The sequence below is a fragment of the Parafilimonas sp. genome, from assembly GCF_051953455.1.
GTDB lineage: Bacteria > Bacteroidota > Bacteroidia > Chitinophagales > Chitinophagaceae > Parafilimonas.
In genome coordinates, this window is record NZ_JBQCIT010000004.1 from 1 (window position 1) to 23,711 (window position 23,711).

Annotated in this window: 20 protein-coding genes and 2 rRNA genes; 15 read left to right on the forward strand and 7 right to left on the reverse strand. The window is 38.7% G+C overall.

Annotated features, from left to right (window positions below):
• The 3 genes from ACTHN6_RS00725 to ACTHN6_RS00735 form a co-directional block, all read left to right on the forward strand.
• Positions 1–1,687: ribosomal RNA gene (locus ACTHN6_RS00725) — 23S ribosomal RNA — on the forward strand; the annotation flags it as partial.
• Between the two features lie 99 nt (positions 1,688–1,786).
• Positions 1,787–1,898: ribosomal RNA gene (gene rrf / locus ACTHN6_RS00730) — 5S ribosomal RNA — on the forward strand.
• A gap of 21 nt (positions 1,899–1,919) precedes the next feature.
• Complete coding sequence (locus ACTHN6_RS00735; RefSeq protein WP_440433790.1) at positions 1,920–2,600, forward strand: hypothetical protein; 681 nt, start codon at positions 1,920–1,922, stop codon at positions 2,598–2,600.
• A gap of 108 nt (positions 2,601–2,708) precedes the next feature.
• Here ACTHN6_RS00735 and ACTHN6_RS00740 read toward each other — a convergent pair whose 3' ends face one another.
• Positions 2,709–3,986: a M16 family metallopeptidase gene (locus ACTHN6_RS00740; protein ID WP_440433791.1), complete on the reverse strand. Its 1,278-nt coding sequence runs from the start codon at positions 3,984–3,986 to the stop codon at positions 2,709–2,711.
• 79 nt (positions 3,987–4,065) lie between these two features.
• Between ACTHN6_RS00740 and ACTHN6_RS00745 the strand changes: the two genes are divergently transcribed.
• Entirely contained in the window at positions 4,066–4,305 is a 240-nt protein-coding gene (locus tag ACTHN6_RS00745; RefSeq protein ID WP_440433792.1) for a hypothetical protein, read from the forward strand.
• A 12-nt stretch (positions 4,306–4,317) separates the two neighbouring features.
• Here the strand turns inward: ACTHN6_RS00745 and ACTHN6_RS00750 are convergent, their stop codons facing one another.
• Complete coding sequence (locus ACTHN6_RS00750) at positions 4,318–5,655, reverse strand: MATE family efflux transporter (RefSeq protein WP_440433793.1); 1,338 nt, start codon at positions 5,653–5,655, stop codon at positions 4,318–4,320.
• Between the two features lie 181 nt (positions 5,656–5,836).
• Here ACTHN6_RS00750 and ACTHN6_RS00755 point away from each other — a divergent pair, with 181 nt between their 5' ends.
• From ACTHN6_RS00755 to ACTHN6_RS00795, 9 genes are all read left to right on the forward strand, one after another.
• Positions 5,837–6,193, forward strand: a complete 357-nt coding sequence (locus tag ACTHN6_RS00755) for a DUF5655 domain-containing protein (RefSeq protein WP_440433794.1) — start codon at positions 5,837–5,839, stop codon at positions 6,191–6,193.
• Between the two features lie 95 nt (positions 6,194–6,288).
• Entirely contained in the window at positions 6,289–6,828 is a 540-nt protein-coding gene (locus ACTHN6_RS00760) for an RNA polymerase sigma factor (RefSeq protein ID WP_440433795.1), read from the forward strand.
• Positions 6,829–6,839: 11 nt separating this feature from the next.
• Positions 6,840–7,649 carry a HEAT repeat domain-containing protein gene (locus ACTHN6_RS00765; RefSeq protein ID WP_440433796.1) on the forward strand — a complete coding sequence of 270 codons (810 nt, stop codon included), beginning with the start codon at positions 6,840–6,842 and terminating at the stop codon, positions 7,647–7,649.
• Between the two features lie 365 nt (positions 7,650–8,014).
• Entirely contained in the window at positions 8,015–8,785 is a 771-nt protein-coding gene (locus tag ACTHN6_RS00770) for a DUF4097 family beta strand repeat-containing protein (protein ID WP_440433797.1), read from the forward strand.
• A 45-nt stretch (positions 8,786–8,830) separates the two neighbouring features.
• Positions 8,831–9,466 carry a hypothetical protein gene (locus tag ACTHN6_RS00775; protein WP_440433798.1) on the forward strand — a complete coding sequence of 212 codons (636 nt, stop codon included), beginning with the start codon at positions 8,831–8,833 and terminating at the stop codon, positions 9,464–9,466.
• A gap of 79 nt (positions 9,467–9,545) precedes the next feature.
• Positions 9,546–10,289: a hypothetical protein gene (locus ACTHN6_RS00780; protein ID WP_440433799.1), complete on the forward strand. Its 744-nt coding sequence runs from the start codon at positions 9,546–9,548 to the stop codon at positions 10,287–10,289.
• A 46-nt stretch (positions 10,290–10,335) separates the two neighbouring features.
• Positions 10,336–11,655, forward strand: coding sequence for an asparagine synthase-related protein (locus ACTHN6_RS00785; RefSeq protein ID WP_440433800.1), 1,320 nt, complete (start codon positions 10,336–10,338; stop codon positions 11,653–11,655).
• Positions 11,648–12,604 (forward strand): radical SAM protein, encoded by a 957-nt coding sequence (locus ACTHN6_RS00790; protein WP_440433801.1) that lies wholly within the window; start codon positions 11,648–11,650, stop codon positions 12,602–12,604. Before ACTHN6_RS00785 ends, ACTHN6_RS00790 begins: the two co-directional genes overlap by 8 nt.
• Entirely contained in the window at positions 12,588–14,102 is a 1,515-nt protein-coding gene (locus ACTHN6_RS00795) for an NAD(P)/FAD-dependent oxidoreductase (protein WP_440433802.1), read from the forward strand. The genes ACTHN6_RS00790 and ACTHN6_RS00795 overlap by 17 nt, the downstream gene beginning before the upstream one ends.
• 59 nt (positions 14,103–14,161) lie before the next feature.
• Here the strand turns inward: ACTHN6_RS00795 and ACTHN6_RS00800 are convergent, their stop codons facing one another.
• Positions 14,162–14,920, reverse strand: coding sequence for a DUF3108 domain-containing protein (locus tag ACTHN6_RS00800; protein ID WP_440433803.1), 759 nt, complete (start codon positions 14,918–14,920; stop codon positions 14,162–14,164).
• Between the two features lie 152 nt (positions 14,921–15,072).
• Entirely contained in the window at positions 15,073–15,795 is a 723-nt protein-coding gene (locus ACTHN6_RS00805) for a hypothetical protein (protein WP_440433804.1), read from the reverse strand.
• A 380-nt stretch (positions 15,796–16,175) separates the two neighbouring features.
• Between ACTHN6_RS00805 and ACTHN6_RS00810 the strand changes: the two genes are divergently transcribed.
• The gene (locus tag ACTHN6_RS00810) at positions 16,176–18,968 is read left to right on the forward strand and encodes an FAD-binding and (Fe-S)-binding domain-containing protein (protein WP_440433805.1); all 2,793 of its coding nucleotides are present in this window, start codon (positions 16,176–16,178) and stop codon (positions 18,966–18,968) included.
• A gap of 89 nt (positions 18,969–19,057) precedes the next feature.
• Here the strand turns inward: ACTHN6_RS00810 and ACTHN6_RS00815 are convergent, their stop codons facing one another.
• The 3 genes from ACTHN6_RS00815 to ACTHN6_RS00825 form a co-directional block, all read right to left on the reverse strand.
• Positions 19,058–19,498: a hypothetical protein gene (locus ACTHN6_RS00815; protein WP_440433806.1), complete on the reverse strand. Its 441-nt coding sequence runs from the start codon at positions 19,496–19,498 to the stop codon at positions 19,058–19,060.
• Positions 19,499–19,788: 290 nt separating this feature from the next.
• Positions 19,789–21,546, reverse strand: a complete 1,758-nt coding sequence (locus ACTHN6_RS00820) for an nSTAND1 domain-containing NTPase (protein ID WP_440433807.1) — start codon at positions 21,544–21,546, stop codon at positions 19,789–19,791.
• A 28-nt stretch (positions 21,547–21,574) separates the two neighbouring features.
• Positions 21,575–22,987, reverse strand: a complete 1,413-nt coding sequence (locus ACTHN6_RS00825; protein ID WP_440433808.1) for a toll/interleukin-1 receptor domain-containing protein — start codon at positions 22,985–22,987, stop codon at positions 21,575–21,577.
• A gap of 174 nt (positions 22,988–23,161) precedes the next feature.
• Between ACTHN6_RS00825 and ACTHN6_RS00830 the strand changes: the two genes are divergently transcribed.
• Positions 23,162–23,711, forward strand: a 550-nt coding sequence (locus ACTHN6_RS00830; protein ID WP_440433809.1) for an acyltransferase, incomplete at its 3' end; no start/stop codon positions are given.

Sequence of the window (23,711 nt, forward strand, 5' to 3'; positions counted from 1 at the left end):
AGACTCCGTAAGGAGTGGTAGGGGAGCATTCTAAACCGCATTGAAGGTGTATCGTGAGGTATGCTGGAGCGTTTAGAAAAGAAAATGTAGGTATAAGTAACGATAAAAGCAGTGAAAAACTGCTTCGCCGAAAGACTAAGGGTTCCTGATCAACGTTAATCGGATCAGGGTTAGTCGGGTCCTTAGGCAAACCCGAAAGGGGTAGCTGATGGAAAGTTGGTTAATATTCCAACACTTGTTTTAGTTTCGATGGGGTGACGGAGAAGTGAAATGCCCGCGGGATCACGGAATATCCCGTTAAAGCGTGTAGGTATATTTCTGGTAGGCAAATCCGCCGGAAATGCTGAACGTGATAGTACTTGAAGTCTTCGGACGGATAGATAGTGGCGCTAAACCTGCTCACGAGAAAAACCTCTAAGGCTAGGCTAAAACAACCCGTACCGTAAACCGACACAGGTAGTCGAGATGAGTATTCTAAGGCGCTCGGGTGAGCCGCGGAGAAGGAACTAGGCAAATTAATGCTGTAACTTCGGGATAAAGCATACCGCAGCGATGCGGTCTCAGTAAAATGGTTCAACCAACTGTTTAGCAAAAACACAGGGCCCTGCAAAATCGAAAGATGACGTATAGAGCCTGATACCTGCCCGGTGCTGGAAGGTTAAGGGAGCTTGTTCGGAGCAATCCAAAGCTTGTGACTGAAGCCCCAGTAAACGGCGGCCGTAACTATAACGGTCCTAAGGTAGCGAAATTCCTTGTCGGGTAAGTTCCGACCTGCACGAATGGTCTAATGAGTTGTACACTGTCTCCTCCACGAGCCCGGTGAAATTGTAGTATCGGTGAAGATGCCGGTTACCCGTCACGGGACGGAAAGACCCCATGAACCTTCACTACAACTTTGCATTGATTTTGAACTTTTGATGTGTAGGATAGTTGGGAGACTGTGAAGCAGTGGCGCTAGCCATTGTGGAGTCAACGTTGAAATACCAACCTTTAAACGTTTAGAATCTAATCCGACTTTGTCGGAAACAGTGCATGGTGGGTAGTTTGACTGGGGTGGTCGCCTCCTAAAAAGTAACGGAGGCTTGCAAAGGTTCCCTCAGTACGGTTGGTAATCGTACATAGAGCGTATTAGTATAAGGGAGCTTGACTGTGAGGCATACAGGCCGAGCAGGGACGAAAGTCGGCTAAAGTGATCCGGTGGTTCTGCATGGAAGGGCCATCGCTCAAAGGATAAAAGGTACTCCGGGGATAACAGGCTGATCTTACCCAAGAGCTCATATCGACGGTAAGGTTTGGCACCTCGATGTCGGTTCGTCACATCCTGGGGCTGGAGAAGGTCCCAAGGGTTCGGCTGTTCGCCGATTAAAGTGGCACGTGAACTGGGTTCAGAACGTCGCAAGACAGTTCGGTCCCTATCTGTGGTGGGCGCTAGTAAATTGAGAGGACGTGACCTTAGTACGAGAGGACCGGGTCGCATGTACCGCTGGTGTATCTGTTGTGGTGCCAACTGCAATGCAGAGTTGCTATGTACAGGCAGGATAAACGCTGAAAGCATCTAAGCGTGAAACCTTCCTCAAGATGAGTTTACTTTTAAGGGTCGTTATAGACGATAACGTTGATAGGCTACAGGTCTAAAGTTAGCAATAACAAAGCCGAGTAGTACTAATTGCCCGTAAGCTTTAATTTTATTTTTTTGGTTTTTCCGAAAAATATTTAGTTCTCCAGTGATGAAAGCTTTTCCAATATGACATTATTAGCTGTTAGCTATTAGCCAGCAGCAACTCTTTATGGTGGTTTTGCCGAGGGTGTTCACCTCTTCCCATACCGAACAGAGAAGTTAAGCCCCTCATGGCCGATGGTACTGCACAACAATGCGGGAGAGTAGGTAGCTGCCGTATTTATTAAAAAGCCTCACAGTAATGTGGGGCTTTTTTGTTTTACACATTTATGATATTCTTCGCCATATGAAATTGCTTAAGCTCGTTTTAGTATCCGTAATGTATTTCATTGTTATGTCCTGTAACAATGTCCAAAACACTGAATCTGGTACCAATGAAGATTCTTTGTCTGAAATCAAAGCTGTCCCTTTAATTTATGATTCCGTTGTGCTCACTCTGTCAAAGCAAATACTTTCCATACTTAAACATGAGAATTACCAGCAACTTGATTCTTTTATTGATGGGGGAGTAAGATTTTCTCCTTATGGATATATTGATACGCTTCATGATAAAAAACTTACTGCTGAACAACTTGTAAATTATTTAACCAAAAACAAACTGGAAAGAATTGATTGGGGAATCCTGGATGATGAAAATGGAAAACCTATTCTTTTAACTGCGCAGGAATATTTTAAAAAATTTGTGTATGATGTCGATTTTTTAGATGCGCCAAACCTAAGTTTAAATAAAACTATATCCTCTGGTAATTCGCTCAATAATATCGATTCGGTTTATGGGAACTGCACCTATGTGGAATTTTATTTTCCTGGTTTTGAAGAAAAATATGATGGCATGGATTGGAGAAGCCTTAAGCTTGTATTCGAAAAACAGGATAATAAATTATTTCTGATTGGAGTGGTTCATGATCAGTGGACTATATAATCTTCATAAAAAACTTATATTATTTTCTTCTCCACTGTTTAATATAAACTTTATCGCAAAAAGCGCCAGACCGGTAGCTGATTAACTTAAATAACTTCTCAGTCCTGCTTAGATAACGGTAAGCTTATAAAACGATTCGGGCTGCAGGTATTTTATGGCAAGATACTGCAGTTCTTCAGCGGTAATATTTTTTATAGTATGAATGCTTTTATTAAAATAATCTTCGGTAAGATTATTTATAATGTATGTCTTCCATCTCGATATTATTTGAAAAGGCCCGTCCAAATCTCCGAGAATGCTTCCAATCATATAATTGCGTACAAGATGCAATTCTTCTTCACCAACCAGCTCATCTCTCAGGCGCTTCATTTCTTTAAAAACTTCTTCCATGGTAGCCTCACAAACATCGCGGCCTGCTTCGGTTGAAATCATCCAGGCGCTTTCATGAATATGATTTTGCAGGTAGCTGTGGATACCATAAGTGTATCCTTTATCTTCCCGAATATTGCTCATAAGCCTTGAGCCAAAATATCCGCCGAAAATATTATTTAATACCTGCACCTTTATAAAATCAGGATGGTGGCGATTGAAAAAATTTCTTGCTATGCGTATAGCACCCTGTAAACCGTTCTCATCATTAATAATAAAATGGTCTTTATCTTTTTCAGGATTACTGTTATAGTTAATAACTGAAGGCTCATTATTGCAAAGCAAAGCGCCAAAATTTTTATTCAATAATGCTTCAATATTATCCGGAAGGTTGCCGGCAATAAACAGGATGCATTTGCCATTTATATAATGCTTATGATAAAACTGGATAAGATCATCACGCTCAAGCTTGTCATAGTCTCTTATTGATGCATATTTACCGTAAGGATGGGAAAACCCAAACAGATATTCATCTATTAACCTGTTGGCTACAAAATCGCATTTCTTCAGGTTTACTTCAAGGCTTTGTTTTTGATTTTGCTTGTATATGGCAAGTTCTTGTTCGGGGAAAATGCTTTCTGTAAAAAGCTCATTCACTACAGGTAAAAGCTCTGGTAAATGCTTGCTTAAACTATGCAGCTTTACAGATGCTGTTTCATTATAACAACTGCGGTTTAAATACGCGCCATAAAATTCAAAATGTTCATTTATTTCAAAGGCAGTTTTATTCTTTGTACCGTTTTTAAGCATATAGTTCACGCAGGCCGCTGTCATATTATTTTGCTCATGAGCATTACCCGCATAAAAAACCCATTCTGCATACGCCACCTCCTGTTCCGGGGCACGCAGGGCATAAACACTTATGCCATTATCAAGTGTAAAATATTCAAGCGGCTTTAAATGAAGATTAAAATCTGTTGCATCCACTATTCCAGGTTGCTCCTTTCTGTTCAGCATACACTATTTTTAAGGAGGGCAAATGTACTTCAATACATGGTTATAATTTTGTTTTCTTATTTTGTATGTAGCTTAAAAAATGGAACCCGGAATAAAAGAATTTTTTAAACGTTTAGCCGCAAGTATGGCTGTGTTTATTTTATGGATAGCAATCAATATGACGATTGGTATTAAATATGAATATGCACTTTTCAGTAATGGTATCGGTGTTGGTAATATTATATTTTACGTATGGCTCATTTTAAGTTTTATTGCACTCGTTATTTTCTATATAAAGCTTTGGAAAAAACCTATTGAAAACCTGCACGACAACCCATAAAACGCAGAAGTATTATATTTTTTTGCCCATCCATTTATTGCTTTGTATATACCAGTAAGAGGGAACGAATAAGGCTATCCAGTATATCCATTCGCTCATCCAGCCAATAGTAATAGAGAGATTCAAATATTCAAGCACTGTATAAACATATATGCAATACAAGATAATAGCAATTGTTTCTGTTACCAGGTTTCTTCTGCTGTTACCTGTACCAAGTACTGCATTAAGCCATATTGTTGAAACAGATTGTAGTACAAGTGCAAAAGAAATTACGCGGGCTACTGGAATAGCAGCTTCTATAAAACTATCGCTCTGGCCATAAGCGCTTAAAAATAATTTGGTAAACAGGTTTATAAGAATTGCTATGCAAATAGAAAATATTAAACCGAGTTTGGTTATTTTATAAATGAGCTCTTTTACACGATGATCCAATTTTTGCCCGATAATATTACTCACCATACTATTGCTGGCTGAAGCAAACGCCCAGGCAAAGCATCCGAATATGCCAAACATGTTGCGCATAATATTTGAAATAGCAAGCGGCTGTGTACCATGATGTTCAATAAGGATGTAAAAAAATTCCCAACTTGCCAAACTAATAGCAAACTGTAATATGAGCGGGGAAGATTGGTGAAGAATTAATTTTATGGAGTTAAGATTGAGCTTTTTATTCTTAAAAAGATTAATACTTTCACCAATACCTTTAAAATGAATCACGCTGAAAATAGTTACAAGGCCGGTAAATTCCGCAATGATAGATGCATAAGCAGCACCGTTAAAACCGATTTCAGGAAAACCAAAATGTCCGAAAATAAAAGCATAGTCAAAGAAGATATTGGCTAATGTTTCTGCCAGTGTTCCTATTATCAGGTATTTGCTTTTATTAATGCTTATGAGTAAAGCGTTACGTAACTGGTAAATATATAAAAACGGCAACCCCCAAATACGGATGCGTAAAAAATCAATAGCCATTTGTATATCCTGTTCCTTATGCAGCGAATATCTTAAGATAGCAGGAGCAATAAACCATGTAATTAAAATACCGGCAATGGCAAATGCCAATGCAATGCGCACTGCCTGAAAAAATAGGAGCCCGATCTCGCCTGCTTTATTTTCACCGGCCCGGCGGCTCATTAAAGCCTGCAGGCCGCTGCTTAATCCAAAACCCATTACGCCAAAAACAAGATAATAAACACCTGTAATACCTGCAACCGCCAGTGCTTCTTCGCTTAAATGACCAAGAAAAATATTATTAGTTATGAAATTTATATTAGGAACCAATATAGAAAGGGCAATGGGGAGTGCAATACGAAGTATTTGCTTATTGGTTATTTCTACGGTTAGTTGCATGGGGGCGCAAAGCTAAGCGGTAATAAGGAATAGGCAAAGCAGTATAAGAAGCCTTAACACTTTTATGTTCCGGATGGGCCAGGCCGTTTATCATCCAGGGCGTTACGGAAATTTGGGAATCCGGGTTTACAGCCCATAAGAAGCTGAGAAAAATATCAATCTTTGTAATAATATTTTTATCATGGCAGATAAAACAATTGCAGACTTTCTATCGGGAAAAACGCAGCACACTATTGACCTGTTCAATCATTTTATAGATGCATATAATAAAATTGGCCTCATAGAGTTGCATGCGGCTAAAACCATGATTGGTATATCAAACGGGCATAAACGTATTGCATGGATAACGCAGTTAGGCAAAAACTTTATGCATGTTATTTTTCCTTTCAAAGAACCTTATTACGATAACCTTTGTTTTATTAAGATTGCGCAGGTGCCGGGCAATAATAACCAGTTCAATCATCATTTCCGCATGCTGCATACTTCAGATATTAGCGAAGAAATGATGCATTATATGAAACTGGCTTACGAACAATAATAAATTTCTCTCTCTTCAAAAAAATAATTACAAAAAATTGTAACCTTTTTATCTTTCTGCAGTAACCAATATAAAACGAACACAAATTATACAGCGTGGCTGGACTGACTGATGAGAAAATAATGTACAAGGTAAGGGACGGTGAATTGGCCGAACTAAAGCAGTTGTTCGATCGTTATAATGTGCCTGTATATAATTTTTTCCTGCGGTTAACAGCTGAAGCTGCCATAAGTGAAGATCTTACGCAATCATTGTTCTATCGCATATTACGTTACCGCAACAGCTTTAATGCTGCAGCCGGAAGTTTTAAATCGTGGATGTACCAGATGGCAAGAAACCTTCATGCTGATTATTGCAGGGAAAAGCTACGGCTAAGTGAAGTGATTAAAAATGTGCATGAGTATCCGGAAGATGTTTTAGAAAAAGAAGAGGGGTTTAAAGAGCATGATTTTGAGCAATTAAAAAAAGCCATGGCCGGCCTGGGGCCGGTTGACAGGGAGCTGATTGTTCTAAGCCGTTATGAAGGCCTGAAGTATGCAGAAATAGCAAAGATGAAAAGCATGTCGCTAAGCGCTGTTAAAGTGCAGATACATCGTGCATTAAAAGAATTAAGGTTACTTTATTTTAAACAATAAGCAGTTTGATTATGCAGTGTTATGATGTTGAATCGTTATTGATTGATTATTTAGATGCACAACTGCATCCAAATGACAGGGCGCCGCTGGAAAAGCATTTAAACGAATGCATACAATGCAGGCAGGCACTGGAAGAGTACAGGCAAATTTTTGACGGCATACAAAAAGATAAAATCAAAAAGCCCGGCCCGGCCCTGCGCGAAAAATTTGAAAACATGCTCCAGAGCGAGCTAAACATAGAAGCTACTGCAAACATTGTAAATAAGCCTGAAGAAAAGGCTGCTGTGGTTAAACCCATAAACCGTTATGCATTGTTGTACAGGATCGCCGCCAGCATTATACTTATCGTATCAGGCTTCTTTATTGGTACAACTGTAACTAACAATAAACCCGGAAACGGGCAGGTGGCAGAATTGAAGAATGAAGTGAGGGAAATGAAGGAAACATTAACGGTAAAATTGCTGAATGAAGAATCAGCAAGCGAGCGTATTAAAGCGGTAAGCTATGCAGATGAAATAACTGATCCCGATAATAAAATTGTTATGGCGCTTATTACCACCCTTAATGAAGATGATAATGTAAATGTGCGGCTCGCAGCCTTGTATGCGCTTGCAAAATTTTCCAATAGCAATAAAGTGAGCGACGCATTGGTAGCATCGCTTGGCAAACAAACTGAACCGCTTATGCAGATTGCATTGATCAATATTCTTACAGAAAAAAAAGAAACAAAAGCCAAGGCGCCTATACAGGAAATACTGAAAGATAAAAACACATTACCACCTGTAAAAGAGATAGCGGAAAAGGGGCTTAAAGTTTTATAATTTTTGTTTTCAATAAAATGGTTATGAACAGGAAACCGGAGCTGCATAGCGCTGTGCAGATGAAGGTAATGCGACGCAACCGTGCTTAGTCGCAGTTCAGTTGGCGGTAACATAAAATCAATAAAACCCGAAGGGTTAAAATTAAAAAATACGTGTTATGCTATTAGACGATTATGATAAAGATTGAACCGTCATTTCGACGATAGGAGAAATCTCTGCTTTATTGCTTTATTTTGAATTTATAATTGTATAGAGATGTCTCGTTACCTCGACATGACGTTCTAAACATCTTACAGATTAATTACTCTCTCTAATAGTTTCAATAGCACAGCACTTTAAAAAAATTACTTTTTAAAATTTATAAAATGAAACAGGTATATTATGTTTTAGTGTTAATGTTTTCCCTTGCGTCTCTCTGCCTGCATGCACAGGAATACAAAGTAGCGGTGCAGAATACAAAAGATGGTAAGCTTATATTGAATAATTTTCCGGGCGATTTGCCGGTGGAAGGCTATAGTGGTAGCGAGATAATTATTACTTCTGATTTGCCCGCTAATGTGCCTGAAAGGGCTAAGGGATTGAAGCCCGTTTACGGCGGCGGCACAGATAATACAGGCATAGCTGTGTCGGCTGATAAAAACGGCAACCAGGTAGTGCTCCAGTGTTTATTGCCTATAACGAAAAATGCTAATTATAAAATTAAAGTGCCGGACAATTTCAGTATCCAGATAGATAACAGCTGCGGCAATTCCGGTGATGTAACGGTTTCTAATGTAAAAGGCGAGCTGGCTATAAAAAATTGCGGGGATATAAAAGTGAAGAATGCGTCAGGACCCCTGGTGTTTTATACTATAAGCGGCAACATCAATATTAGCTTTGCCTCGCTTGCCAAAGACAGGTCAATTTCCCTCGCCTCGGTAAGCGGCGATATTGATGTTACTGTGCCGGCAACCACTGCAATGGATGTGGAACTGAAAAACATTTCCGGCGGCATTTATTCTGATTTCAATTTTCCCAATGATGATAAAGGCCTCAAACGCGTGGGCGGTAATTCTGTTTCAAGTAAACTGAATGGCGGCGGCGCCAGCCTCAAAATTACGAACGTGAGTGGTAACATCTACCTGAGAAAAGGGTAATAAATAATGATGTAATAAATTATTTAATTGGCTAAATAACATACAATGAAACACTTAACCGGCTTGCTCATATTATGCATGTTAAGCTGCTTTACCCATGCACAGAAAATAATAGAAAAAAACCTGGCTTATACGCCCGGTAAATCTATAAAACTGAATATACAGATTGCAGATTCCATACGGATAATTACATGGAATAAAAATGAAGTATATACCAAAGCTTCCATAGATATAAATGATAATAAAGACAACGATATTTATCTTACAGATTTTAACGATGCGGGCAACACAATAACAGTCAACGCAAAATTTGAAGAGAATAAAATAAGAAAGGATTCCTGCAATTGCAGCAACTACAGGAGCAAAATTTACTGGGATATTTATATTCCTGAACAATCATCTTTTGCAGTAGAAACCATTAATGGCGATATAATTATTGAAGGCAATACAAAAGATGTAAAGGCACATTCCATCAGCGGGTTTATTGATATGGGCCTTGCAGCCACACGCAAAGCAGACCTGAAAATGAGCACTATCAGCGGTACGATTTATACAGATGTAGCCATAAATGGTAATGACAAATCGAGAGGTGGTTACAACGTAACGGCTGCTTTTAACGGTGGCGGCGAAGCAGTGAACCTGGAAACCATAAGCGGAAATATTTACTTACGAAAAGAGTGAAACAGGTGTTGTAATTTTTGATAAATGGCGCATAAAGAATGCGCCATTTTGATTATATATTAACGCTTTAATTTTGTGAATGAAACCAAGCCTTTTTTTCGCTGCCTTTTTTTGTTTCAATTGCTGTTTTGCACAGATAAGCATAAAGGAAATTAAGCTTGCACCCAACCCGGCATATTATAATACTACAGATAAAACGATTATTTATCCTCTTATTTCAACTGGCAACAATTATGTTGATTCCGCAATAAACATGCAAGTAAAGATTGATCTTTTTAATCCTGACGATAATAGTGCGGATATTGCACAACTACTGCGGGAAAATATTAATGAGTATGGATTAACGGATATTTCTTATACAATATCTTTTAAAAATAATCGCCTGCTTTCAATGCAGATACTTCAACAGGCATGTGGTGCGCATTGTAGCTCGTGGACTACATATTTCAACTTTGATTTAAAAAACGGAAAGAAACTGTCAATAGAAGATTTAATAATAAAAGCACAATTCGATAGTTTCACTAATCTGGTTTTTGCCGACAAGATAAAATCTTTAAAAAGATATAAGGCAGAGGAACTGAATGCGTTTAGAAACCACTATATAGATTCGGTTACTTATAATATGGCTATAGAAATTGCTTATCAATGCATGAAGGATATTGACCTTTCTGATTTTTCTATTCTGAATTCAGGTATAGAGATCAGTAACAATTGCGAATTTCCTTACGTAATCCGGTCGCAACAGCCGGAAACAATACTGAAATATTCATTCAATTCTCTATCCTTTTTCCTGCAGCCGGAATTTAGATTTCTTTTAAAATAAATCAGATAATGATCTCTACATTTGTTGCTATAGTAAACTACGATATATGAATCAGTATGTAACCGATTTTGTGAGCCTTATTGATAACAACAGTAACATCATTTTCAATATGACATACCAGGAGGCTGCGGCTGCCGTTGCCTCCGGCGATCCTTCAGCCGTACGCAAAATCGACGGCCAGTTTGCCATAGTTGAAAAAGTAGACCGCCAGGTATTTATGGCGCGTTCCCTTGGCAGGCCCATGCGTTATTTTCTTGCCAAACAGGTCTCAGGGCCTTTGCTTATTGTTGCAGAACGCATGGATGAGATTTATGATTTTTTGAAACAACGGAATTTGCATCACCAGTTTCATCCTTCCTATACAAGAATGGTTCCGGCGCATCATGTGGTAAGGCTTGAAGTAATAGGCTGTCCTGATCCCAACCCGGTATATACAAGATTTTTTGAACCGCAAAGAAATGTGCTGCCAACAGACCTTGATGCTATCGGAAAAAAATATATTGAAACATTGGCGAATGAATGTCAAAAATGGTTGTTGACTATCCCTGAAAAAGAACCGGTAGGTGTTTTGTTTTCAGGTGGCATTGACAGCGGTTCTGTATTCCTTGTCTTGTATCATTTAATGCTCAGGCTCGGCATGTCACCTCAAAGGCTCAAAGCTTTTACTTTATCTGTAAATGGCGGTGCCGATGCAGAACAGGCGCACCAGTTCATGGATAAACTGGGCCTATCGCTTTTTCTTGAAGTGGTTGATGTGCCCTTGTCATACATAGATTATAAAGAGGCTATTAAGGTGACCGAAGATTATAAGTCGCTCGACCTGGAAGCTGCTACCATGGCGCTGGCGTTATGCAGGAGAGTAAGGGAACTATATCCTGACTGGAAATACATGGCCGATGGTGATGGCGGCGATGAAAACCTGAAAGATTATCCAATAAAAGCCAATCCTGAATTAACTATACGCAGTGTTTTAAACAACCTCATGCTATACCAGGAAGGATGGGGCGTTGATAAAATAAAACATTCATTAACCTATTCCGGCGGACAAAGCAGGGGGCATGTTCGTTCTTATGCGCCTTCCAAAAAATATGGATTTAAGGATTTTAGCCCTTACGCCTTACCCAATGTAATTGAAGTAGCTGAAGGCATTCCTTTTATAGCACTTACCGACTGGAAAGAAGAAGTATTATATGCATTAAAAGGAGAAGTGGCAAGCCGCGGCGTAAAAGCTGTTACAGGATTTGATATGCCCGTATTTGAAAAGAGAAGGTTCCAGGAAGGTGCTGTGCCGGAAGAAGCTTTTTCAAAAGTTTTTGGCGCCAGTGAAATAGAATACAGAACATTCTTTCATTCGTTGTATGCATGATGGGTATAACAGCTATACAATTACTGAACTCCGTTCTGAAAAGAACAGGCTAAACCCATTCATTCCCTATCATTTTTTGCATGAAGAAGAACCTGGTTTATCAGGCGGTATTGAAACGGTAAACACCATCTTTCTTACCAGCAAAGAATGCGCTTTCAAATGTTTAATGTGCGATTTATGGAAGAATACTTTAGATGCGCCTGCACCATTTGGTGCAATCGTTAAACAGATTGAATATGCGTTGGAAAGATTGCCGCAGGCGGATGTTATCAAGCTTTATAACAACGGAAATTTTTTTGATACAAAAGCTATCTCTCCGGAAGAATATCCTGCAATCGTCAAACTGCTTAAAGGGTATAAAAGAGTTGTTGTAGAGAATCACCCAAAGCTTTGCAACAAACATTGTATCGAATTCAATGACTTGCTTGATGAGAGGCTGGAAGTGGCAATGGGCCTGGAAACCATTCATCCCGGTGTATTGCCAAGATTAAATAAACAACTTACGACGGAAGATTTCAGGCAGGCAACCATGTTTTTAAATCAGCATGACATTGATGTGCGTGCATTTGTTTTATTAAATGCACCTTACATAACGCAGCCGCAGGAAAGCATTGCATGGACTTTTAAATCTATACAGTTTGCTTTTGAATGCGGTGTTGCCCGTTGTTCCGTTATCCCGGTAAGGCCAGGCAATGGTGTGATGGATGTTTTGTGGCAGGAAGGCAATTATGCGCCGCCTTCTTTAGCTATGCTGGAAGAAGTGTTCGAAAAAGCTTTGCTGCTAAAGCAGGGACAGGTGTTTGTTGATACCTGGGATATTGGTTTTTTATCTCAATGCCCGCTTTGTTTTGAAGCAAGAAAGAAACGATTAGAAAAGATGAACCTTACTCAAACAATACTTCCACAGATAGAATGTGGTTGCACTACTGGTTATGTTGAATCAATCTAAACATTATGATATTGTAATTGCAGGCGCCGGCTTCGCCGGCGCACTTACTGCGCTTATTCTAAAAGAATGCGGCTTTAATATTTGCTTGATTGAAAAAGGCAAACATCCGCGTTTTGCAATAGGAGAGTCTTCCACACCTATTGCTGACATGATTTTGCGGTCACTTTCTTCGAAATATAACCTGCCCTGGCTATATGATTTTTCAAGATATGGAAGCTGGCAAAAAGCGCATCCTGAAATCGTTTGCGGAATTAAAAGAGGCTTTAGTTATTATAAACATTATCCTGGCAAAGAATTTTCAACAGATGATCATCATATCAACGAATTGCTGGTTGCCGCAAGCGTAAGTGATGAGTTGTCTGATACCAACTGGCTGCGTTCAGATATTGATGCCTTTCTTGTATCGAAAGTTAAAGAAGCAGGTATAGATTATTTTGATGAGACGGAAATTACATTGGCCATAAGAAAAAATAGTAAATGGGAAATTGCCGCTAATGGCAATGGTGATGACCAAACTATGCATGCATCATTTTTTATTGATGCAACCGGCAGCGGAATGTTGGCTGATAAACTGTTTTCAGTAAAGTCATCCGCAGAAAATTTTCTTACTGATTCATTTGCGGTATTTTCTCATTTTGATGACCTGCCACGCTGGACAGATATACTCCATCAAAAAAATATTGCAACATCCGGTTACCCTTATAATGCTGATAACTCAGCTTTACATCATGTATTAGATGAAGGCTGGATTTGGGCGCTTCGTTTTAATAATAACCGCACAAGCTGGGGCTTTGCATTAAACGGCGGTAACGTTTCATTGCAAAAAATGCAAACGCAGGAAGTTTGGGATTGGATACGGGCAAAATATCCTGACATAGATTTTATATTAAAAGATGCAAAGTTTTCTGCGCAACCGGGCAGAATCATACGTTCAGGCAGATTACAGCGAAAACTGCAAACCTGTTTTGGCGATGGTTGGTTAGCCATGCCGCACACGGTTGGTTTCGTTGATCCGCTTTTCAGCACCGGCATTGCGTATTCACTTGCGGGTATTGAAAGAATTATAAAAATGCTGACTGAAAACAGAAATTTTGAACAGCCATTGTATGAACAGCTTAAAGAATATGAAAATATAGTTTTTGAAGAATTGAAGTTAATTGACCTGCTTGTTGCAGGCTGTTATAAAACGATGGGGCATTTTCAATTGTTCAGTGCATGGTCTATGTTGTATTTTACTTTTACGATTATGTACGAACAGAAGCGATTGAAAAACCTTCCTGTAAAATATTTTCTTGAAGCGGATAAAACCGAGGTGCAACAAATGACATATTCAACCTATAAAGATTTATTCAAATTGACGCAGCAGAAAACTATATCGCAGGTTGATATAGATGCATTTACTGATTCAGTAAGGGAGAAAATAAAACCTTACAATATTGCGGGTTTAATGGAACCGTCTTTTAAAAATATGTATCATCATACGGTGGCTGTGTTATAACATACTAATGTTATGGGTTTATTAATCACAGGCAAGACAAATAGGATCCAACCGTTCTTTTAATTTACAACCAGCGGATATTTAAGATTTTCATATTGTGATAAGTCAACCTTAATGCTGCCAACCGTAAGCCTGGACTGGATTCTTACGGGTAAATGATTATTGTCATCTGTAACCCATACCGTCATGTCTTCACCACCTTTAAAAGCGTTGCCTTTCAGTAATAAAGGTTGCAGTTTGATGGCATTGAATCTTCCGTATTTCGTGCTAATGATTTCTTTGCCCATGTATTTTATATACATGTTGTAAATGTCGTTCCCAAAAAACATGTTGAATGTAATTTTATCGCCGGGCTTATATTTTGAATAATCAAGATTTCTTGCCAGGTAAACAGAACTAATTACATCCTGAACATTTTCAGGAACATTGTATGTGCCTTTTTTAGTAGTTGCTGTGTTATTATGCCGGTTAAAAACAACTTCTTCATGTTTTTTGTACTTGCCTTCGCTCACATGGCGTATAAATTTCACAGGCTGCATATTCTCTGTGTTCAGATAACTTTCATAGCGGTCCCGTACTTTAAAAATCCAGTCGTACTTTGAATTGGTTGAACCTTCGCCTATTAAATGATAAGTATTTGCATCAGCCGTGCTGGCTTCGTTCACTGAAAAAGACGCTGTGCCTGCATTAAAATAAATGCCCGCCACCGTATAATAAACTGTAAATTTTATTTTCTCACCCGCCTGGAAAGAAAGGTTTTGTGCCTTCGAATTAAGTATCAGCCACGAAAACAGTAATACGAAACTTAATTTCCTCATTCTACCTCCGTTCTTTTAAGTATGATGCAAAGTTCGCACATTTTGAAAAATTAAACAAGTGTTTAATTTTTCAATAATTGACGTTCTTATTAAGACAGTAATTGAGCAGTGATATATGGGGGTTATTTGTTAAAAAAAAATTAATAACGCATTCATAAATTATGCAGCATTTGCAGGTAGTAGGCTTCCAGAAAAGGCTTTCCAAGTTTGCTGTAGGGCGCCCAGGTTTGCTCTAAAGGTAATAACACCTCCACCGCTTCTGCATCCGGAAAAGTTTTATAATCAAACCGTATGCTTTCTGTGCTTATATAACCAGTATAATAATACTGCATATTTTTCGAAAGAGCATATTGCAGTTTCTGCAGTATTAAAAATTTTCCGGGGCTATAGGCACGATATTGCGGATGGTAAATATTGATGATGCCTGCAATAGATTCACTGCCTTTATCAAAATATCCTGCTGCAATCAATTTGTTTCCGTCAATCACTTTTATCATCATCGAATCAAATGGTTCCGGCAATTCAGGCTGGTGAAGGTAGCTTGCACATGAAGAAGAAACTTCAAACTGAACATGCGCTTTATAAGCGGCATATAATGTTTCTATTTCATCATCTATATAGGCAGGCTCAATAAGCACTGTGAAGCCGGCGCATTTTTTTAAAATATTTCTTGCAGCTTTTTCTAATAAAACATTTTGCACCAGAGTGCGCAGCCAGAATACAGGAATGGTTTTATAATCACTGTTTATAACAGTTTCATTACAGGTAAACATCAGGTGCTGCATGCGGTAATAACCGGCAGCGAGTAACCTGTCAAATAGTTCATTTTTAAAACCTTCTTTTGGCGGAGATATGTAATGTAAAGCGTTGCCCATTCTTAATTTAAAATGCCTCGATAAATAATCGTAAGATAACAGCAGATTTTAAAATTTGAAAAACAGTTTTTTATATTGAATAATAAGACCGGAATCTTTATAGTTGTTGAACGCTGGTAACAAAGCGGGATTTATTTTTACAAAACTATTTCTTAACCTGTTGTGCTATTAAAATTTAAGGAGTATGGGTTAAATAATGTTCTTAATACGTCATGTCGAGGTAACGAGACATCTCTACACAATTATAAATTCAAAAATAAGCAGAGATTTCTCCTATCGTCGAAATGACGATTCAACCTTCTTCTATATAGTTAATTAGCACAATATGTTATTTCTTAATAAATAACAACAAAGTACTATTGGAATCACTGCACAAAATTTTGCCCGCTGAACGGATTAAAAGCCGGCTGATTGATGTTATAACCTACGCTTCCGATGCAGGATTTTACCAACTTATACCAAAAGCTGTTGTACAGCCTGTAAATGAAGATGAAGTAAAACAGCTTTTTGCATTATCTCATCAGCAAAATATTCCGCTGGTTTTTCGTGCCGGCGGCACAAGCCTTTCAGGCCAGTGTATTACAGATGGTATTTTGATTGATTTAAGTAAATTCTGGAACAAAATTTCGATTGAAAACAATGCGGCGTTTGTAAGGGTTCAGCCGGGCATAACCGGCGCGATGGTCAACACCTATCTTAAAAAATATGCCTGCAAAATAGGCCCTGATCCTTCCAGTATATCAGCGGCAATGATGGGTGGTATTTTATCAAACAATGCCAGCGGTATGTGTTGCGGCGTAAAATATAATTCCTATCATACCGCAAAATATATACGCTTCATGTTGCCAACCGGTGAAATGTATTCCACTGAAGTTAAAACAGATTATGAGCGTTTTGTCGCGAACAATAGAATGCTTGCAGAAGAGCTGGTAAACCTGCGTAATATTGTTTTAAACAATAGTGCTTTATCAGATAAAATAAGGTTCAAGTATCAAACAAAAAACACAGTCGGTTATTCACTGAATGCGTTAGTTGATTACGAACATCCGCTTGATATTTTTGCGCATTTATTGATCGGCGCAGAAGGCACACTGGCTTTTATTGCAGAAGCTGTAATGCAAACCATTCCTGATCTGCCTTATAAGTCAACGGCACTTTTATATTTTACAGATATATATGCAGCCTGCAAAGCCATTGAACCACTTATAGCTTCCGGCGCAGAAATGGTGGAATTGATGGACAGGGCGTCGCTGCGTTCTGTTGAAAATATAAAAGGTATTGACACCGTTATTAAAACACTGCCGGAGCCTGTGGCAGCGTTGCTGGTTGAATTTCAGGACAGCAATGAAACCTTATTAAATGCCAAGGTTGATGCTTTTTTAAACACCGCTGAAGAGTTGTCTCTTTTAAATAAACCTGTATTTACAAAAGATTCCACACAAAGAGAATTTTACTGGAAAATACGCAAAGGATTATTTCCCGCTGTAGGTGCAGTGAGGGCCAGCGGCACCACCGTTATTTTAGAAGATGTTGCTTTTCCATTGCATTTATTGGGCGATGCAATTCTAGATCTCCAGGTATTGTTCAAACAACATCATTATGATAATGCCATTATTTTCGGCCATGCGAAAGATGGCAATATTCATTTTGTGGTAACGCAGGCTTTTAACGCAAAAGATGAAGTGGAGCGTTATCATCGTTTTATACATGACGTGGTTGAACTGGTAGTTAAAAAATATAATGGCGCATTAAAAGCTGAACATGGCACCGGCAGAAATATGGCGCCTTTTGTTGAAACGGAATGGGGCTCGGAAGCTTATGCAATAATGAAGCGCATTAAAGCAATTGCTGATCCAAAAAATTTATTAAATCCGGGTGTTATAATTAATGCTGATAAAGACGCGCATATAAAAAACCTTAAGCCTTTGCCATCGGTGGAAGAAGAAGTGGATAAATGCATTGAGTGCGGTTACTGCGAACATAAATGCCCGAGCCGCAATTTAACTATGACGCCAAGAAGGCGTATTGTTGCAAGACGTGCATTGCAGCAATTGAAAGCACAGGATCAACCTGCATATAAGCAGCTTATTAAGGAATATGCGTATGATGGCCTTGAAACCTGTGCAGTTGATGGCTTATGCGCAACAGCCTGCCCCGTTGATATCAATACCGGCGATCTTGTAAAAAGACTAAGAAGAGAAAATCATTCTGCTGCTGAAAATAAAGCTGCTTTGTGGGTGGCGAAGCATTTTGGCTTTGTTGAAAAATCGGTGCGGCTTGCCTTGCAAACCGGTAAAGGCATCAATGGCATTAGTGGTAAATATTCGATGTATCGAATTACAAAAATGCTGAGGAAGTTTATGCCGGCTCTTCCATTATGGTCAAATCATCTGAAAAAGCCACCATCCTTAAAACCTTTATTTGAAAACACCCTCCAAAATGGCGCAGGCAAAACAATTGTGTATTTTCCTGCCTGTATATCGAGGGTGTTAGGCAATGGTGAAGATGGAAAGAAAAGTTTAATGGAAACATTTTTAAGCGTATCTGCGAAGGCCGGTATTAATGTAATCGTATTGAACAATGTTACAGGCAGTTGCTGCGGGCAGATATTTTCTTCAAAAGGTTTCCATACGGCTTATCAATATACTGCCAACAAAATTGTTGAACATTTATGGAGTGATAGTGAAAAGGGAAAACATCCTGTTGTAATGGATGTAAGCTCCTGCACTTATACGCTGCATCATATCCGCGGTGTGCTTACAAAAGAAAATCAGCAGCGTTATGATAAGCTTACGATTATAGACAGTGTTGATTACCTGCATGATTACGTAATGCCTGTTCAGTTATCCGTCAACAAAAAAAATAAGGTGGTACTGCATCCGGTTTGTGCATTAGAAAAGCTGGGTATAGAATACAAATTTGTAAACATTGCGAAAGCATATGCAAACGAAGTAAGCGTGCCTGTGCACGCAGGTTGTTGTGGTATGGCCGGTGACCGTGGTTTTCTTTTTCCGGAACTTACTGCTGCAGCAACAGCCCACGAAGCAAAAGAAGTGGGCAACCAGGAATATGATGGTTATTATTCCTCCACCAAAACCTGTGAAATAGCTATGAGTGAAGCAGTAAAAAGAAATTATGAATCTGTTTTGTACCTCGTGGATGAATGCATTTGAATGCGTTATAAACAGCCGGTTAATAATAACTTCAAAAAAATGCGGAAGCAAAATCAATTTGCCTCCGCATTGTATAAATTTCAAAGCATTTATTTCTTTATGGTTTTATAAACGCTTAAATCGCCATCAGTGCTTATTTCAAGTATCTGGCCCTTGTTTTTTGTAACGGTTTCTATAAAATAGCTTACATAACCGTCAGTGTCAACAAACATAATAGCATCAGTTACTACCCAGTCATTGTAGTTATCTTTCATTGCATCTGTAACAATTTTAGGTAGTTCAGTTTTGGAAATCTTAATACTGTAGCCTATTAGTTCTTTGTCTACATTATAAAATGCCATAGCCTGCTGATTATTAAAATTAAAACTGGCTTGCCTGTAATTTGATTTGCTTACCCATGTTACTTCACCGGTTTTTTTAAATGCGCTTGATAAATCGTGCAATAACCTTGTGTCAGAAACCTTTTCGCTTGCAAAAGATGAAATGCTCATGGCAAATAATAATGTGGCTGTTAAAATTGTGCTTCTCATTGTTTTAAATTTTGTTCCGCTTTATACCGGATGTTAAGAAATATTTGTTTTGCCAGTTATATTTCAAATCATGTATCTGTTTCGGTTAAAAGTTGTTAATCGGCTGATGAATGGCAGAACATTTAATTGACCGGTTGAAAAAAATGATCAATGATGCGGCATTACTTAATGCTGTTTTTTATTATCATAAAAACTGTTCGCTTTTGAAACAACAGATGTATTGATAGCGATACAGCCGGCAATTAATATTGCCTTTATTTAAGAATTGTATGATGAAGCGGAGAAAGTATTTATTTGTTGACCCAGATTTCAATAGTTGCGGCAGCTACATTATTATTTTTAAGCCGGATGCGTTGCAGTATGAGTGAATCTTCCGGGTAGTATCTGTTGCAAATATCAAGCACCTCTTTTGCCATTTCCTCATCTTCTGCATGAAAATATTTTACCATGTTTTTAAAAGGCTTGCCCTTTATGGTTTCTGCCGCAGGTACTATAAACCTGCTGCTTTTCAAAGCATCCATGCATTCTGTAAGCGCCTTCGATTTATAAGCTGAGCTAACCTGGAAATAAACTGTGCCGCGGTATTCTTTATTAATTGCCTGTATGGTACTTTGAAATCTTTTTTCTAAAGAATCCTTATCGGTTTGAAGGGAATCTTTCGTTATCGCCAGTTCTTTCTTTTCAATTGAATCGTTTACTACTGCATTCTTTGCTATATCAAGTTCACTCTTTAACCGGTTATGCGAATAAGCTGTAAATGCAAGTATGGCCACAAACACTAATGCACCAATGCCAAGAATGTTGGTTAATTTCCGGGTTTCTTTTTTATCTATCTTTTTAGCGTGAATAACATTGGCCAGCAAATCATGCGAAATTTCAATGTTGTTAATATCGTTCCTGTTTACAATTTGTATGATCCGGTCATTAACAAGGCCGGTAATTACACGTTCCGGCACATTTTTAAATTCGTTGGAGTTTACGGGTTTGAGCAGGCGATAACCTTCTTCGCTCACAAGATTTTTTTCCAGTAAATCGCCAATATCTTTTTTATACCAGTGCCGGTATTTCTTTATGGTGTTGTTATAATAATCATTTAATATGGTTTCAACTTTTGTATTATCAATTAATTCTTTTGAAATAGCAGCTTGTTTGGCGGCTATCCTTTTTTCATTTACCTGGTAGCAAAACAGGCTTAGTATATAAGGCTCAAAATCTTTTTGTTCCCAGTTTATTTCGTTTGTGTCATCGTCCGTATTGCCTGTTTCAGCTTTGCTGTTTGTTTCAGCTTTTATTTTTTTAGGGATGATCTTTTTTAAAAGATGTACTGCAGTAGCCTCATCTATCAAATGTTTGGCGGGCTGGTACACGGCATCAAAAGCTTCTTTGCCACGTAACTGCACAATACGGTAACGTATTTTGCTTAATGAGGGGATAAGCTTGCTTAAATCTTCAAGCGGTGCAAGAAAATCTTCGCGCAGGCTTATTATAACCCGGCAATTATTCTGGGCATCTGAAGCAGTAAGCGTTTTATAATTATCGGCATTTTTTAATTCATCAGGCATCCTGTTTTCAATAAGATCTGACATTTCTTTTGCAAATGCATCAGCCTGGTTTTTATTGTTTTTCCCAAACTTGAAATATTCTTCAAACTGATCCAGTATTAATACAGGAATTACAGCGCCGCCGGTGTAATTGGCTTCACGAAAGAATTGCCATAAGGTGGTGTTTTGCGGATAAGTGAAATCTTTATAAATATATTTCTTTACTTCAGCTTCAATTATATTCCGTGTATAAACGAGCGGGTTAATATTTGCATCGGAAAAGGGAATACGCAGCAAAATGGGCAGGTAAAAATTTTCGCGCAGCTTGGGTATAAGGCCGGCATTTATCAGCGAACTTTTACCAATACCCGATGTGCCGAATATAACGGTGAGCGTATTGTTTTTAAGCAGGCTGAATATTTCATTTACCGGCTTGCCTCTTCCAAAAAACAAATTCTTTTGCTCCTCCGTAAAAGTATGCATGCCGCGATAGGGGCGCTGTTCCATATAAGTATCGTTTGTGCTTACGCTGTGGTTAATTGTTAACCGGTGTAAGATTATTTCTTGTTATAAATGATTCAACAAAAGCGATGAGCGCTTCCCTGCTGGTGTCTGGTATTTTTTCCATGCCGATGCCATCAAAATAAGTTTCATAAACCGACATGTTTATAGCATCTGTTCCTATCGTATATGGCTTTATAAAAGTGGTTGTGGCCGCCGCATCTTCGCCTGCCATCCTTCTGAAACCTGCAAGCGTCCATTCCTTATACACATATCGTTTTACGTCAATAGGGTCTTTTACAGAACGCGCCGTGATTACAGGCAGAAAAAAATCGCAGTTTTGAATTTCCGGTTTAATCACATTATTGAAATTAGTGCCTGAAAAAATTTCATTGCCATCAAAAAATACAGGCACGCCTTTTTCAGCAAAAGCATTGTTGAGTAGTTGCGCTATGTTTTTATCTTCACTTATAAAACTTATAAAAACTTTTTCTTTATAGCGCTGCACAATATTCTGCGAACTGTTTTGTGTGGCATTGTATAAAGCCTGTACAAAATCACCTGGCGATTTGTATGTTTCTTCATTTTGCGTAATTACCTGCCCCTGGTATTGCTGTAAAAAATTTTCAAATTCAATCCTGCTTAAAGTGCCTGCATCTGAAATAAGTTTTTGGTTTGATTGCGTATAACGTTCAGCCGCAATAAGCCTTATTAAAAAACGCATCAGCCAGTCTGGAAAACTGCTGCCAATTATAAGCAGGTTGTTTTCCCGCAGCAGGTTAAATAATGTGTTGAAAGCAGATTGCTGCGTGGTGCTTTCCTGCTGCAGCTTTACGATCATCTCAATATAATTTTCATCGGTTACTGCACAATCGTTATAAGGCGCTTTTACTATACTTCCAAAAATATTAAACACAATAGGTTCAAAAGCAGAAGGCTCTTTTATAACAACATTGTTGTTATTGCTTTCCAGCAACTGCGCAGCAATAAACTGTGGCTTGCGGTCGGGTATCCTGGCAAAGGCATCCGCCAGGAAATTATCAGGACCCGTATTTATATAAATCCGGAAATCCCTTATTGATGCCAGTTTTTCATAATCATCCAGCAGCTTTTCCGTACTTAGCTGTTGGTATTCATCGTGCAGCATTTTGTAGCGTGTGGCTTCTGTAAATTTTGATTTAAGAAATACGCAGTTCAGGTTCAGCATGCTGTCGTCTAAATAATTCAGCCCGAATTTATCGGCCATTCTAAGGGCAAGGTATTCGTTTAAAGTAAGCGTAACGTCAGCGTTTTTTTCTATGGCATTTTTTAAAACGGTTATGTTGCCGGTGAATTTATTGTGCGGATCAACACGGTTTACCGGCACTTTCACCTTGCAGAAACCACTACCGATAACCGGTACAATCAGGCCGGAAGAAATGATGCTTGTGAGGTCCTGTATTTCCATAATATTAGCGGGATATTACTCTAAAAATAATCATTTTATATTATTCGTTTTAAACGGAGAAAATGCAACAGCATGAACAAATTTTTGGAAAACATTTTGCATGTAGCGGTATATGTTAAACGCCGGTTTATTTGTAGTATTCAATCTATCTTAGCTTTTTAAACAGTAGCAGTAATGATTTATTCCTTTAAAGGTTTTACCCCTGTTATTGACGATACCTCGTTTATACATCCGCAGGCTTATGTTACGGGCAATGTGATCATCGGGAAGCATGTGTATGTTGGCCCCGGCGCTGCATTGCGTGGCGATTGGGGCAGGGTTATTGTTGAAGATGGCTGCAACATACAGGAGAATTGTGTGCTGCATATATTTCCCGGCGCCACCGTTTGGCTGAAGGAAGCGGCGCATATTGGTCACGGCGCTGTAATTCACGGCGCAACGATTGGCAGAAACTGCTTGATTGGAATGAACAGTGTGGTTATGGATAATGTGGAACTGGGTGATGAATGTATTGTGGGTGCACTGAGTTTGATAAAGGCTGATGAAAAGATTGCGAAACGCAGTTTGCTGGCGGGTAACCCTGCAAAAATTATTAAGGCAGTGAGTGATGAAATGATAGCCTGGAAAACAAAAGGCACACAATTATACCAGCAATTACCGGAAGAAATGAAAGCGCATTGGAAAGCCTGTGAACCATTAAATGAAATACCGGAATATCAACCTT